This window comes from Actinomadura pelletieri DSM 43383, from assembly GCF_003634705.1.
Lineage (GTDB): Bacteria > Actinomycetota > Actinomycetes > Streptosporangiales > Streptosporangiaceae > Spirillospora > Spirillospora pelletieri.
On the sequence record NZ_RBWU01000001.1, the window covers coordinates 97355 to 111031 of the forward strand.

General features: G+C 61.2%; 15 protein-coding genes and 1 pseudogene. 4 read left to right on the forward strand and 12 right to left on the reverse strand.

The genetic code is table 11. The annotated features are described in order from the left end of the window. Positions 1–40 precede the first annotated feature (40 nt). The 10 genes and pseudogenes from BZB76_RS34050 to BZB76_RS35620 form a co-directional block, all read right to left on the reverse strand. On the reverse strand, positions 41–523 hold the full coding sequence (locus BZB76_RS34050; protein WP_147449250.1) for a hypothetical protein: 483 nt from the start codon (positions 521–523) through the stop codon (positions 41–43). A 12-nt stretch (positions 524–535) separates the two neighbouring features. Further along, on the reverse strand, positions 536–2479 hold the full coding sequence (locus BZB76_RS00470) for an ATP-binding protein (protein ID WP_170180450.1): 1944 nt from the start codon (positions 2477–2479) through the stop codon (positions 536–538). A 264-nt stretch (positions 2480–2743) separates the two neighbouring features. After that, positions 2744–4681 carry a DEAD/DEAH box helicase family protein gene (locus BZB76_RS00475; RefSeq protein ID WP_170180451.1) on the reverse strand — a complete coding sequence of 646 codons (1938 nt, stop codon included), beginning with the start codon at positions 4679–4681 and terminating at the stop codon, positions 2744–2746. Between the two features lie 610 nt (positions 4682–5291). Further along, on the reverse strand, positions 5292–6314 hold the full coding sequence (locus BZB76_RS35610; protein ID WP_246006677.1) for a DUF2637 domain-containing protein: 1023 nt from the start codon (positions 6312–6314) through the stop codon (positions 5292–5294). A 112-nt stretch (positions 6315–6426) separates the two neighbouring features. Further along, entirely contained in the window at positions 6427–6777 is a 351-nt protein-coding gene (locus BZB76_RS34055) for a hypothetical protein (protein ID WP_147449252.1), read from the reverse strand. A gap of 32 nt (positions 6778–6809) precedes the next feature. Then, positions 6810–7451 carry a recombinase family protein gene (locus tag BZB76_RS35085; RefSeq protein WP_281273821.1) on the reverse strand — a complete coding sequence of 214 codons (642 nt, stop codon included), beginning with the start codon at positions 7449–7451 and terminating at the stop codon, positions 6810–6812. Between the two features lie 229 nt (positions 7452–7680). Continuing rightward, complete coding sequence (locus tag BZB76_RS36255; protein ID WP_281273822.1) at positions 7681–7815, reverse strand: hypothetical protein; 135 nt, start codon at positions 7813–7815, stop codon at positions 7681–7683. Between the two features lie 470 nt (positions 7816–8285). Then, positions 8286–8795, reverse strand: a complete 510-nt coding sequence (locus tag BZB76_RS36580) for an ATP-binding cassette domain-containing protein (protein ID WP_211342764.1) — start codon at positions 8793–8795, stop codon at positions 8286–8288. A 44-nt stretch (positions 8796–8839) separates the two neighbouring features. Beyond that, a pseudogene (locus BZB76_RS36585) lies at positions 8840–9049 on the reverse strand (ATP-binding cassette domain-containing protein); the annotation flags it as partial. After that, positions 8998–9273: a hypothetical protein gene (locus tag BZB76_RS35620; RefSeq protein WP_246006679.1), complete on the reverse strand. Its 276-nt coding sequence runs from the start codon at positions 9271–9273 to the stop codon at positions 8998–9000. The pseudogene BZB76_RS36585 and the gene BZB76_RS35620, both read right to left, overlap by 52 nt. Before the next feature lie 451 nt (positions 9274–9724). Between BZB76_RS35620 and BZB76_RS00495 the strand changes: the two genes are divergently transcribed. After that, positions 9725–10048 carry a hypothetical protein gene (locus tag BZB76_RS00495; RefSeq protein ID WP_121432311.1) on the forward strand — a complete coding sequence of 108 codons (324 nt, stop codon included), beginning with the start codon at positions 9725–9727 and terminating at the stop codon, positions 10046–10048. Next, complete coding sequence (locus BZB76_RS35625; RefSeq protein WP_246006680.1) at positions 10045–10371, forward strand: TetR/AcrR family transcriptional regulator C-terminal domain-containing protein; 327 nt, start codon at positions 10045–10047, stop codon at positions 10369–10371. Before BZB76_RS00495 ends, BZB76_RS35625 begins: the two co-directional genes overlap by 4 nt. A gap of 271 nt (positions 10372–10642) precedes the next feature. On the opposite strand, the gene BZB76_RS00505 is transcribed toward BZB76_RS35625, so the two are convergent. Together BZB76_RS00505 and BZB76_RS00510 are read right to left on the reverse strand one after the other, a co-directional pair. Continuing rightward, a complete protein-coding gene (locus BZB76_RS00505; protein WP_121432312.1) occupies positions 10643–11287 on the reverse strand; it encodes a DUF4360 domain-containing protein in 645 nt (214 codons plus the stop codon). Between the two features lie 30 nt (positions 11288–11317). Beyond that, the gene (locus BZB76_RS00510) at positions 11318–11971 is read right to left on the reverse strand and encodes a DUF4360 domain-containing protein (protein ID WP_121432313.1); all 654 of its coding nucleotides are present in this window, start codon (positions 11969–11971) and stop codon (positions 11318–11320) included. Positions 11972–12396: 425 nt separating this feature from the next. Between BZB76_RS00510 and BZB76_RS34060 the strand changes: the two genes are divergently transcribed. Together BZB76_RS34060 and BZB76_RS00515 are read left to right on the forward strand one after the other, a co-directional pair. Further along, positions 12397–12693 carry a hypothetical protein gene (locus BZB76_RS34060; protein ID WP_147449253.1) on the forward strand — a complete coding sequence of 99 codons (297 nt, stop codon included), beginning with the start codon at positions 12397–12399 and terminating at the stop codon, positions 12691–12693. A gap of 315 nt (positions 12694–13008) precedes the next feature. Continuing rightward, positions 13009–13668, forward strand: coding sequence for an SMI1/KNR4 family protein (locus tag BZB76_RS00515; protein WP_121432314.1), 660 nt, complete (start codon positions 13009–13011; stop codon positions 13666–13668). The last annotated feature ends 9 nt before the right edge of the window (positions 13669–13677 follow it).

Consider the following 13677-nt stretch of genomic DNA (forward strand, 5'->3'; position numbering starts at 1 on the left):
TGACCAGAAGAGAAGGTGGATGTTAAAGTAGGTTCTGCCCTCACCAGGTCATGTCTAGTCCTTGCTCTTCCATCAATTCGTCCAGCAGGACTGCATAGCGCGGCAGGAACTCGTCCAGGCCCCAGGGTTCGTCGCCGGGGTAGCGCTGCTGGAGCACATCAAATCCACCGCTGGCGTACTCGTTCATCACAGCGACGCCCCGCGAGGTAAGTCCGGCAGGTCCGGCCAGGTCGTTCACGACATCGTTAACTGAAGATCGATCTGACACATCAATGGCGTCCCTTTTTAGCTCGGCCGCAAGTATAAGTCCAAACAGTAGGTAAGCTTGCTGATCATACGGTCTGGGGAAGTCCGTGACAAATCCTGGCGCTTCTACGCGCCCCACTGTGGGTTTGCTCCGACGATTCGCTGCTATCCCGACCAAGAAGCAAAGATAGTACGTATCGAAGACCTTCCAGCTCAGATCGGCTTCAAACCGCCTGAACCATTCTCGACAATCTTGCCGTAGCCTGAAGTCCGCCACAACGCTCCCTACCTACGACTTCCTAGTCCACTGAACGTTCTGGAAGAAATCCCAGCCTGCAATGACGAAAGTGCCAGCCTTGCCCGGACGCACGCCATTTGGAACTTGCTCCGCCAAAGGCTTGTCTCTAGAGCTACTAGAAAAGATTGTAAAGAATTGGCAGGAGGTTGCCGCTTCGTCGTGTATCGCCTCGACAAAGTCGCGTTCGTTGTCAAGAACGAAACCAACGAACTGGGAAACCACGTTTGGCAATATTCCTGCTAGTGCCTCGCGAGCGAGTCCGTCGAGGCCCATGGTTGGAGCGTCTACAACGAATGGGAATCGATGATGCCCTCGCTCAAAGAGCGTAGTGAGAAAGCTGTACCCAATGGAAAGCCTCGCTCCTACATTCACATCCTCGCGCCCCTCCAGCTTCAAATGCGGGCGAATATCAGCGACTCGGATCGCCTCGCCAGGTAGCAACACATCAAGACGGTCATTCATGTCGCTAACGAGCTGCCGTCGAGCTTTGTCACGTGCTTGCGTGGCACCATTTAGGAGCACGGTCCTGAGCAAGTCCTTTTGCTCTCTCAGATTCACCTGCTGCGTAGCGACAGCCACTAGCTGCTCAAGTCGGCTAATTTCTTGAGCAAACCACTTAATTGCTCTAGACTTTTCATCGTCTTCTGGGCGTGGCTGCCGTGTGAGATCTTCAATAATCTGTTCGAGATTGCTTTTCGAAGTTTGCAGACGTTCAACCTCTTCATTCAGACGCTTGGCCGTGTCACTAGCTTCGTCTGAGGCTTCAGTCCGCAGGGTCTCAAGATTGCTCCGCGCCGAGTCTCTTCTCCTCACAAGGTCAGTGAGAGAAGTCGCCAAGCCACGTAGTTCTTGACACTCGTCGTCACGATGAAATGTCCTTACCGCCATCTTAAGCGAATTCACGACTCCCGCGGCATCATCCTGCAGTAGTGAGTCTGCGGCATTTGTGATGTTCTGCCGGGCCTCGTCTGTCATCGGTGCCCCACAGATGCAATAGGGCTGCTTCTTGAGACTCTCAAAGAATTCGCTCGATGTCGTCTCGGGGAGCTTAAGGCCATCCAGACCTGTCGCTAGATGATCCAAAGCTGCCCGGAAACTTGGGTGAATGTCTAGAGGGCGCCGAAGACGCTCGACCGCAGCTTGAATAGCCGCGGACACCGCTTCGCCGGCGCCCGCCAATTCCTCTTCACGTTCGGCCTTTTGCTCTCTGTATTGCCGGACCTGGCTTAGATAACCTTCCAGCTCAGTCTCGTAATCTTTCAGCTCCCGACTTACAGAATTCAGCAACGCACGCTTCTTGCTCAGCTCGCCTTCGAGCGCATCTCGCTTTTCCGTCAGCCGAACAAGCTTGTTCTGGTGGCGGTTAAGCCATTGTTGTGTACTGGCACCTTGAACCTTACTGTCCCAAAACGCTTGTACAGCGTGAGCGACCTGGTCGAGAAGATAGAGCTGATAGAAGGCATCTATAGCCTGTTCGGCATCCTGTGAACTTCCATCAAGAAGATTCTGAGGCAGTTCTGCGTCGAATACAAACAGTCGAACAAAAGCTGGATATGAAAACTTCGAGAGAGGTATGGGTAGCTCATACTTTGGAAGTCGACCACGTCCGAACGCGGTGTAGTATGTTGCGGAACCTTCTAGAAAATCGAATTTGATCCCGACAGCTAGGGGCGATTTGTCAAGAAGGAATCGTGCTTCGAATACGCCGACGTCACTATCGCTCCCCGGGCGTTGGAATTGCCGTATCTTGTCTTCACTCCAAGCCTCTGCCACACCGCTAAGCGCCGCCCTTAGACATTCTGCGATCGTGGTCTTGCCAGTTCCGTTAGGCATCTGAATGAAGATGAACTTGTTTGCGGGATTGTCCTCAAAGCGGAGGTCAATCTCTGCGCATCTAAGGCCTTCTGCGCGAATTCCGGTTAGCCTGAGTTCCACGGTATTTAAGGCTCCCTTGCGTAGCAAATCGTTCTAGGACGCAAACCCTTTAAGTATCCGTTCTATGCGGCGCTCAACCTCACTTTGCTCGCTTAGATCCAAGCTACCAGTTGCCGCATTATCCAACAGGCTAAGGAGCCTCCGAACCACTTCGATAGGCACTCCATGTAGAGTAGCTTCGTCTTGAACACAAGCTCGAACAATGGCCTCGATGCCTGAGCTTCTGCTGTCATCGGCCATGTGCAACCTCTTCTTTCGACTAAATCACGAGAGTCGAATTTGACTCAGTTCTTCAAGCCAACGTCTCCGCTCGCTGTCGGAATGATCCGCAGGAGCCGCCTTCAGTACGAAGTCAACGACGGTTGCCACTTTTTCGGGATTGTGTGGATCTCGCCTAAGGGTGCGTCCAATACGTTGAATGGTTCTCAGTTTTGCCCTGTCAGAGGAAACGAGAATCACGTTCTGGAGATGCTGGATGTCAACGCCCTCTGAGAGGCGCTTGCAACAGATCAGACAGTCGAGTTCCCCGCGGGAGAGCTCCTTGAGCCTTGCCTGGGGGTCTGTGTCAAAGTAAGTGCTGTAGGCCGACGTTATGCTCGCTACTGCATCCAGAAAGTTCTCGGCATAGTCCTTCGTCTCAACAAAAGCGATGGCAGCTTTGAGGAGATCAGGTCTCTCGTTGACTAGTTCGCGAAAACGTTGCGGTTTTAGCTCCGCAGTTTTATAGACCATGGATATTTCGCGGTAGAGCTTCTCATCGCTCCATGGTTGTCCTGAAGCCTCGGCTGCTGCCTTGCGTCCATACACCTGCTGTAGCCGACGACGGTCACCATCGGTTAGATCATATTCTATCGGGACGTACTCGAAGGGGCAGAGAATTCCATTCTCGATAGCCTTCTTCAGTCCGAACGTGAAGCAGACCGTTCCGATCTCTCTTTCAATAAAGTCATTGCCCTCCTCGTCATAGTCTCGTTCAGGTGTAGCGCTAAGCCCAAGAACCGCTGCGAAACCATTATGAAACCCGGATAGTCGAGCCCTGAGTCCTGCGCTGCCGAAGCCGTGCACTTCGTCATGGACAATGAGGAGATCGGACTTGTCATTGTCGCTCAAGGCTTTTTTGAGCTGAGGGAGTGCATAACGAGAGCACAGGAGCACACTTCGCTGAGGCGAAAGGGTGAAGCGGCCGAGTTCATGGTAGTCGGAGTAGTGCCGGTAGAGTACAAGTTCACGAAGGGTGGGGCTATTGCGGACCTCTAGCGACCATTGATCGAGGAGATCCGTACCTTCCGTGCTGACTATCAAGCCATTGACTTCGCTGGAAGAAACGAGTCGACTAGCAATTCGGAGAGCCGTTCGTGTCTTTCCAGTCCCGGTCGCCATCTCCAAAATCCCACGCCTGCTTGTGAGAAAGGCTTCAATGGCATGGTCCTGATGACGCCAGCGATTCTCGGGCTCCAGAGGGGGTTTGCTTCCCTTTGCCGTCGGCCTATAGGTACCACCCAGTGCTTTGATCTCGGCAATAACGCTCGACGAAGGATGCCTAATTTTGAGCCCTGGGACCACACCAGCCCATGTGTCCTTGAATTTTTCGATTTTCGAAATCACGCGCCGGCGATCTTCGCTGACCCAAGAGCGGAAGACGTCAACGTACTCGAAGTTCTTTCGATAGCCACCGATAGTCTCGTTGGCCGAGCCGGTAAATGCCACATGCCGATCGTTAGAAAATGAGAATATTCCGAACTTCTCGTGATAACTGTCGGCGTTTTCGATGTGTGCTGGAAACGCAAATCTAAGCTGCAGCCGCTCGTTTGCTATCAGCCAACAGAATAGCTCCAAGCGAGCAGTAGATGACCCTCTTTTAAGCTCGGCTATACTTCCTTTTAGAAGGTCATCTGCGAGTCGCTGACAATACTGGGTTCTTACACGCTCGTCACTAATTCCAGCCAAAGCAGCCTTGTCTTCAGGCAGCAGAGTCGGGCCAATTACTAGTCGTATCCTGACGCCTGGGTCTTCAAGTATATGAATGACGCCCTCTGCCCACGCGACAAGCGCGTGCGAAGTAAAGTATCCGACGGCGCGGTCGTATGAGTTGCACAACTTCAAGCATGGACGAAAAAATCCGCTATCCAAGGCGTCTGTGCCGCTGCGGTACTCGTCCTTCAGGTGTCGAAGCCCCTCGTCGATCTCAGCGGACCCAGACACGGCACATGCCCCCATGCACAGTCGATTCGAAGACCTTCTCCCCAACAACAGCACTATGAGTTACCTTACTCCTGATCGGGTCATGTGCGGGAGCCATTGTCAATACCCGGGGACCGGCGTTGGTGCTTCAGCGGTTGGTGACGTAGTGAGCGTGGTTGATGATGGTGTCCTCCGAGGCCAGGATCAAGGTGCACCAGGTGAACGGGGTTGAGGCAGAGCGGGCTGGCCCGTCGTGGCCGTCGTGATTGCGTGGGCAATCGTCGAGGATGCGTGTGCGCGGGGTTAGCTGACTTGGCTCACGTTCTTCAACGTCGGCGGCTGAGGGTGCACTGACCTGGGGCTTTACCGTGGCCGCGGAGAAGAGCGCGCATTAAAGCGCCGGGACTTCGGGTGTCATCGCGCCGCATGTGCGGGCGTTGAAGACGGCGTGGTGTGCCCGTGCAGCCCAGAGGGTGTCCTCCTCGCGGTGTGAGTCGTGGGAGACCGAGCACATGGGAACGGCGCAGGATGTCCGAATGTGTCGCGCGGCAGCGGATCACCGCAGGTCAGGCTGAGCTCGACCCTGGCTCGGACAACGGCGCGCAGGCCGCGGGGGGGCTGCTGCCGATCACTAGCTCACGGATGGGACACCTGTGGGACGCGCTGTCCCACGCTTACTACGCACCGGGGTAACCGATGCGGGCGGGTTCGCGCTGGTGTTCGAGACGTCCGAGGGCAACGAGGCCAAGCTGCTCCTCCGGGTGAGCTCGGCGATCTCGTCGGCCACGTCAAGTCGCCCAGCGCGGCCAGCCTGTTTGACCAAGCGTCCCCAGCGCTCACTGCGTCCGAACTGGCCGCCGATCAGCTTCCCGGGCGGCAGATCGCCGTCCGGCGTGCGCTTCGCCACCGCCCACCGCCACGCGCGCTGCTGGATGTCCACATCGCCTGTGCCTTCTGCACGAGATGAGCGCCGTGCCGACGTCCTGTCACCTGCATCACGACCATGGGATAGTTCCCAGGAACGCTTGAGGTCGATCGAGCGGCCTCTATGAGATTTCTCTGGGAGCCTGGGACGGGCGGCCGACTTCCTCACAGACCCCTCTGAGGGTGCCGGGGCCAGGCGGGGAACCTGATCTGAGTTCTGGGAAGAGCTATCGCTTGCCGCAGCGGTCCTATGAACGGTCTCGGATGTCCTATGTGCTGTCTCTGATGTGAGTCCTGGGTCGGTGTTATCGTGCGCGACGAGTTTCTCCGCGGCGGTATGCCTGATCTGCCTCATCAGCAGCTCATAAGCGCCGATCAGCGCGCAACTCGGCCATGCGGCGATGAGCCGGCCAACTACCGATGGTTCGGCGACAGCGACATTGGCCGCCAAGCTCGCAGCACTGCCCAGCACCAGCAACGTCCACGGCAACATGCCGCTGCGGCGGCCCTGGCGAGAGTCGACCAGCAGCGACATCGAGGCCACCGCGATCATCCCGTCCACACTCACCGGCAGCAGCGCCGCCGTCCATGACGTTTCGCCGTAGCGCAGCACCAGGTGGTACATGTGCTTGTAGCTGATCACTGCGGCGATGCCGGCCAGCACGAGAACGCTGGCCGTGGAGGCCCACCGGATCACCCGGTCTGCGAGAGAAAGCTCTGCCCTGGCCACGGCGATCAGTCCTCTGCCTCGTCGACCAGGGCTGCGGTGTTTAGTGGCACCTCGCCCAGGGGTAGGGTGATACATGGGGATTTGGTGTGTGTCCGACCTCGGACACCAACCATTAGCACATGTGGAAGTCGGGACCACCCTGGCTTCCACGAGTTGTTTCTGCGGGTAGTACATCATCCTCAGCCCGAGTTTCCTGTAGAGCTCGACCTTGTCGTCCGGGGCGCGCGTCCACAACCGCACGAGCGAGTTCGCCGGTGTGTTGCAGCAGCTCCGCGAGCCCGTCTCTGCTGATCACCCGGTCTACCGGGACGGCGCTCACCTCACCTTCCAACCGGGCGCGTTCCTGTTCGGTTTCGTTGATCCATTTCGCGACCTGTACGGGGTCGGCGCCCGCGTTGAGCGCGGCGCGATACTGGCTGAGGCGCTGCTCGCAGGTGGCGAGTTGCTTGCGCAGCTGGGTCACGGCCGTGTTCTATGTACCGCTGGCCTGCGCGGTCATCGCCTCGATCGTGGCCTTGATCCGGGTCGGTGAGAACGCGGTGAGGAGCCAGTGTCGATGTCTCCGATGATTTCGGCTTCGCGCAGATAGACGGTCTTGGGGTGGACGATCTTGTTGGCGAGGGCGTACTCGGCCGGGAACCGGCACCGGTAGTAGGCCTGGTCGTTGTTCCAGTTGCCCTGCATCTTGCGTTCGCAGTATCCGCAGTGCAGGCATCCCCGGAACGCGTAGGGGCGGCGGGTCCGGTGCGGCTTGTGGACAGCGGGGCCGTGGCCGCGTGAGGCGAGGACGGTCTGGGCACGCTCAAAGTCCTCCACCGACACCAGCGGTTCGTGGGCTTGCCGCTCGGACCACACCCACTGGTCGCGGTCGTTCCAGCGCAGCTTGGTCGTGTGGCCCAGCGCCATGTCGTCGACGTCCAGCAGGACCTCGTCCTTGCGTTGCTTGTTCCAAACCTGGCGGCCGGTATAGCGGGGGTTGGTGACGATGACCCGCACCGCCGATTTCGACCAGGCCACCTGCACCCGGTGCTGGTTGCGGTCGGGGTCGCCGCCGACGGGGACGGGACGCCTTCGCGGGTGAGTTCCTCGGCGATGTCGAAGATGCCGCGCCCGCCGATGAACTGGGCGAGGATCCACTTCACCACCAGCGAGTAGGCCGGGTGCGCCACCAGACGGCGCAGCCGTTTGCCGTCCGCCGCCTTGGCCGCATTGGGATGCGGCCCGGCATCGACCAACTCATACCCATAGGGAGGGCGACCGTCCAGGTAGCGTCCCTCGGTCGCGGTGATCGCTGCCATGGCCGAGCGGACCCGGATCTTGATCCGGTTCCGTTCACCTTTGGACAGGCCACCGAAGACCCCCATGATCATGTCGTGGGCTTCGTTGGCCGGGTCGACGCACCGCCGACCTCGGGCACCCACAGCGGCACCCGGAAGTGCTCGAACAGCGGGAACGTCAGCGAGTACTGGTTGCCGTAGAAGGCCCGGTGCGGCTCACCCATTACGACCGCGTCGAAGTCGCGGACGGGGTTCTTGAGCGCCTCGATCAGTGCGCAGGTGTGCGGGCTTCGGCGAGCCTGGTGTTGATCTCGGCGTTCTGTGCGGCGGTGATGGGCTTGGCTTTGGCGGCGGCCGACTGCAGGGCGGGAGCTGCACCCGTTTCACGCTGGCGGCGATCCCCTCGATTCTTTGATCTACCGGGAGGTCCAACACTTCCGCCGGCGCCTCCGCAGGACCCTCCACATCATGTTGGGAAGAGCGTGCCAGAGCCAGGTCAGCGCGCGCTCCCGCCTCGTCACTGAATGACCGGTCGGCGTTGGCCGCCGTCTTGTAAGCCTCGATGACCCCCTCTGCCCGCTGTGCCGCCTCCTCCTCCTCGCCGGCCAGCCAGATCGTCGCATCAGCGGCGTAGTACCTCTTCCGGGGAGCTGGGAAGGTCATGATGCCGCCAAACTCGTCCAGCTCGCCGCCGTCAACGCGCTCGCGTGCTTCTTCTGCTCGCTGGATCGCTGCCCGGCACCGGTCGGTATCCCCCAGCTGCCCCATCCTCGCGCCTCCCGCGCAGGCAGCCACACCGACGCTGTGGTCTCGAAGGCGATGGCGTGCCGTTCAGGTTCGTTGGTCGAGGAGGCGTTGGTAGACCCCGGAGTGGTGGAGTAGGTCGTGGTGGGGGGCCGGTCGATGAAGCGGCCGTTTTCGAGGACGACGACCTCGTCGGCGGTGCGGAGGGTTGAGGGCGGTGCGCGACGATGAGGGTGGTTCTGCCTTGGCGGGCGGTGCGCATTGCCTCTTGGACGTCGGCTTCGCTTTCGGCATCGAGGTCCGAGACGGCTTCGTCGAGGATGAGGATGGCGGGGTCGGCGAGGACGGCACGGGCGATGGCGATGCGTTGGCGCTGTCCTCCGGAGAGGCGGGCGCCGGGTTCGCCGAGGAGAGTGTCGTACCGTCGGGAAGGTCTCGGGTGATGAAGGTGGGGGCGCAAGCGGCGCGGGCGGCGTGTTCGACGTCCGTGTCGGTGGCGTCGGGGCGGGCCAGGCGGATGTTGTCGCGGACGGTGAGGGCGAAGAGGTAGGTGTCCTGCGGGACGGATCCGATGAGGGCGCGCGGGGTGGCTTCGGGTAGGTCGCGGATGACGTGGCCGCCGATGCGGATGGCGCCTTGGATGGTGTCCCACCAGCGGTGGGCTAGGGCGGCGCAGGTGCTCTTGCCTGCGCCGGAGTGTCCGGCCAGGGCGATGGTGCGTCCTGCGGGACGGTGAAGGTGATGTCGTGAAGGGCGTCGGGGAGGCCGGAGCGGTACCGGAAGGCCACCGCGTCGAAGGTGATCTCCGGGGTGATCGGGGCAGTGGGGGCGCGGTCGGCGGTGTAGATGAGGTCGGGTTCGGCGTTGAGGATCGTGGTGAGGCGGGCGGAGGCGGCGGCGAACCTGCCGAGTTCGCGCCAGGTATCGACGAGAGTCATCAGCGGGAGAAACGCGAAGTCGGCCAGGACCAGCGCGGCAGGTAGCCGGTCGGCCCGGATGGTCCTCGTTCACCGACGCCGAGATCAACGAGTACGCACCGACCTGCGGCCGGCCAGAAGTCCAGCCGGGCGGCTTCGAGCTTTACCGCGCCCTCAAAAAAAGTCCGCGACACCACGGCAGCGGCACCGGTGGGTGCCCCGCCCTGCTCATGACCGCCCAGGAGCAGCTGGACGCGATCCGGGCCGCAGTGGCCCCGCGGATGGCCAAGATCTGCGCACGGTGGACGTGCCGCGCGCAGGGCACTGGCTCGCCGAGGAGAACCCCGGTCCGTCATCGCGGAGCTGTTTCGTTTCCTCAACGGATGGGTCAGTTCCTGGATGATCGAACTCTTCGGCCCGGCTTCGAGTCATAGATGAAAGCAACGCGCCGCCGGATCGAGACGAGGACCGCATGAACGCAAATGATCTGATCATCATTGTGATGCTGGCCGGCTGCGCCACATTCGCCGGAGTCGCCACCTACGCACTCGTCGGCCGTGACCTCCGGGGCGGGGGCAGGGTGGCTGCCGCGCTGATTAGTGCCGTTCTCGTGGGTTTGGCGTCCCTGTTCGTCCTCTACCTTGCGGTGGCCGCGTTTCTGGCCTGCGCGGTGGCCTATCTGGTAGCGCGCCGCCTCCTACGGCCGCGTCTCGCTCTTACGGCGTCCGGCGTCGTTCTCCTCGGCGGGCTTACCTGCGCGGTGATCGTCATGTCAATCGCGCTAAGCACAATGTGACACTGGCTGCCGGCCCTTCGTCAGCGGCCCGTCACGAGTCCTGGTCAACAACTGACGAAGAGGATCCGTCGCCAGCAGGCAACATCGTTGACGGGCTCAGCACCATCGGTCGCCGCTACGCCGAGCTGTTGAGCCGCGCCCAGATGACCGACCTGGTTCGAATCGTCATTGCCGAGCTGCCGCGATTCCCCGAACTGGCCCATGCGCAGTTCTCGCACGGGAAGATGCCCTACTTCGAGTCCGATTGTTGCGATTCGGTGCGCGATGATCGCGTGAATAATCTGGTCGACGTCAGCCCGCGTCCGGGTCTCCCGTCGACGTAGCGAGCGATGGCCGACGGCGAGGCGGCGGCCCTTATGAGGCGACACCGTCGAGTCTCCCGGAGCGGCCAGCCTGCTTGACCAACCGTCCCCAGCGCTCACTGCGTCCGAACTGGCCGCCGATCACCTTTCCTGTAGCGACCTGGACACAGGCGAATTATGTGACGGATGGCGGAGGCACCCCCGAGGCGGGAAGCATCTTGCCTGAACGGGGAACCGGGCCGTGCCCCATGTAGGACATGGGGCACGGCCCGGCCATTCTGGGTCAGAGGACTCAGCACTTCTTCCAGGCGAACTGGTAGAGGGTCCGCACGCTGCCGTCGGCGGAGTCGAAGGAGATAAAGCTCGTCGCGTCGGGGTCCGAGGTTCCCTTCTCCACGCGCAGCTCGGTGTTGATGTTGAAGTTCCGGTTCTCACCGCAGGGCTTGTAGACGAGTTCGGCGACCGGGGTGCGGTCGGTGAACTGCCAGTTGTTGGAGAACTTGCCCTTGATGGTGTGGCTGACGGGCGTCGTCTGGGCCATGCCCTGGTGGTAGTAGCTCGCGCGCTCCACCCCGGTGTCGCCCTTCGCCAGGTTCGCGTAGCCGCGGTAGTCAGCGCTGGCGATCGCGTAGGTGAAGCCCTGCGGAATCTGGACGGACAGGCTGAGCTGGCAGTTCTTGCGCATGTCGGTCGGGTTCGACTTCCCGCCGGCCTGGGCCGTGTAGTCGCTGTAGGTGACGGTGAAGGCGGTGTTGTCGCTCGACGGGGCCACGGCGGCGGTTCCGGCGCGGCAGCCGGAGCCGTTGACCGTGAGAACCTTCATGGTGATCTTGCCCGGGGGCGGCGGGTCGGCCGCGGCCGATGCCGTCGGGGCCACGCCCGCGGTCAGGGCCAGGCCGGAGAGGCAGGCCGCCGCAGCGAACACTCCTTTGCGCATGGATCGTTCTCCTTCGTGGTAAGGGTGGGGTTAGGGGCAGCGCTTCCACGCGAAGTGGTAGGTCGTCTTAATGCTGCCGTCTGTGGAGTCCATGGCGACGAAGCTGACCTTCGACGCGTCCGATGTGCCCTTCTCAACGCGCAGTTCGGTGTTGATGTTGAAGTTGCGCTGTTCGCCGCACTCCTTCCAGACGAGCTGGGAGACCTCGATCTTGTCCGTGAATTGCCAGTTGTCGTCGTGCGGGCTCTTGATCGAGTGTGTGATCGCACCGGTCTGGGAGCTGCCCTGGAAGTAGTAGCTGGCCTTCTGAGTGGCCTTGGCGCCCTTCACGAGATTGGCGTATCCGCGGTAGTCCGTCTGCGCGATGGCGTAGGTGAAGCCCTGCGGCACGTGCACCTTCATGGCGATCTGACAGTTCTTGCGGGCGTCGGTGGGCTTCGACGAGCCGCCCGTCTGCGCCAGGTAGTCGCTGTAGGTGACGGTGAAGGCTTCCTTGTCCTGCGAGATGGCGACCGCGGCGGTGCCGATCGGGCACCCGGAGCCGTTGACGGTGGCGATCTCGACCGTGACCCCATCAGGGCCGCGGGCGAGCAGCGGAGTGGACGCGCCGACAGGGGTGACGGACGCTGCGGTCAGAGCGGCTGCGACCGCTATCGCAGCCGAAGCTGCAATTCCTTTGCGCATGGCGTTCCTCTTTAGTGGATTGGCCACTTCCTTCAGCGGCCAGGGATGAAGATGCCCGACAATTTGGTTCCCAGAATCCCGGAAGTGGCCACAGCGCCAGGATCCGAGTGGAGACTAGCCACCACCTCCAGAAGTGTCAATCGCCACGTTTTCACCTTTCTATGCATGAATTAACTTAACAGGCACACCCTGCAATCTTTGCCGCCAGGATCGAAGATCGCATCACACAGGTATTTCTTTTGACAAGGAACGTTCCACGGCCTGGCTTACATGACGGAGACCATCGGAATGAAGTCAGAGGATTACGGCGCGTTGCGCCACAGTGCCGCTCACACCGCGTTCGGTGCGACATGGCGCCCACCACCTGGTTACGCCGGGTGGTGAGTGCTAGGGCCCGGCAATGATGGCAGCGCCGCGGATCGGCCGTGACGACCGAGTACGAGCCTTGGGAACTGGACCCCGCCGTCATCGCAGAAGTCGCCGCCGGCGACGCCGACGGCGACTGGGCGGCTTTCCTCGACGGATACGTCGAGATGCTGGCCGCAGTGAGCGTGACCGGGCGCCGGCTGACAGCCGAGGAGCTCGGCACCCGGCGCGACCGCAGCCGAGCAGAACTGCTCGTCGCGCGCGCTGGTCGATATGTAGCTCAGCGCCCTTATGGCCTATCGCGCCGCCGGAATCTCCATCCCCCGCACCTCATAAACCCAGTACCGGCACGGTAGGCGCATTCACTCCGGCGCCGAACAGCCCGGCGACCTGGTTTTCTTCCACATGGGTGAATCCGGGCCCGAACACCGCGGTATCGCCTACTCACCAGACACGGGCACCATGATCGTCGAACCACACACCGGGGCGAAAGTTCGATACTAAAGCTACAAAACCTTTCTTGGCGGCCCTGTTGGATTCACCCGACCGCCAAGCAAAAAGGTGATTTTCTGTGCAGGTGCCATGAAGTTCGCCGGGTGCAGCGGCGCCGTAGGGGCGCCGAAGGCAACGGTGAAGACAAAGAAACCGCACCCTCCGTAAGCTGTCGCCCTATGAGTGCTGACGCTGAGGATGTAGCACGGCTGGTCGCCGCGTGGGAGCGGATCGAGACCTGGCTGCAGGCGCACGCGCAGGCTTCGGCGGCATTGTTGCGTCCACCTGCCAGTGATGCCGACATCGCCGCCACGGAGACAGCCATGGGCGTGAAACTCCCCGCCACGCTGGCGGCCTGGTACCGCATCCATGACGGGGTGGACGAAAACCGGGCACCGTCTGACGCGATGCGGATCGCTGGAATCCTTCCAAGAGGCTGGACGATGCTCCCGCTAGAGGAAATGGCCAACGAGTACCTTATGCGGATCAAGTACGGCGAGCGGGAGACGGGCATTCTTCCGTGCGCGCGGAGGCCCGGAGACACCTGGTACGGCTGGTACGTCGATGCCCGCAAAGGGAAGCCTTCCTACGGAAACCTTGGCAGTTGGGGGGTCGATGAGGAGGACGACCCCTACCCACGGGGGGTTGGTGGATGGCCCTTGCCGGACTGGCTAACCGAGATCGCCGCGGCGCTCGAACTGGGACGAATGATGTCACGTCCGGACGGCACCGAGGAAGCGGAGACTCGGCCAGCGTTGTACCAGGGTGGGCTGACGTGGGTGAACCCGCGAAACCAGCACCTCGTCCACGATGTGGTGATGCTAGACGGGCCCCGGTAAGCGTGTGGT

Coding starts and splice junctions, on each gene's coding strand:
- BZB76_RS00495 (WP_121432311.1), top strand. CDS start 9,725: ATGAACGCAAATGATCTGATCATCATTGTGATGCTGGCCGGCTGCGCC.
- BZB76_RS00515 (WP_121432314.1), top strand. CDS start 13,009: ATGAGTGCTGACGCTGAGGATGTAGCACGGCTGGTCGCCGCGTGGGAG.
- BZB76_RS35620 (WP_246006679.1), bottom strand. CDS start 9,273: ATGACTCTCGTCGATACCTGGCGCGAACTCGGCAGGTTCGCCGCCGCC.
- BZB76_RS00505 (WP_121432312.1), bottom strand. CDS start 11,287: ATGCGCAAAGGAGTGTTCGCTGCGGCGGCCTGCCTCTCCGGCCTGGCC.
- BZB76_RS36255 (WP_281273822.1), bottom strand. CDS start 7,815: ATGGGTGAGCCGCACCGGGCCTTCTACGGCAACCAGTACTCGCTGACG.
- BZB76_RS00510 (WP_121432313.1), bottom strand. CDS start 11,971: ATGCGCAAAGGAATTGCAGCTTCGGCTGCGATAGCGGTCGCAGCCGCT.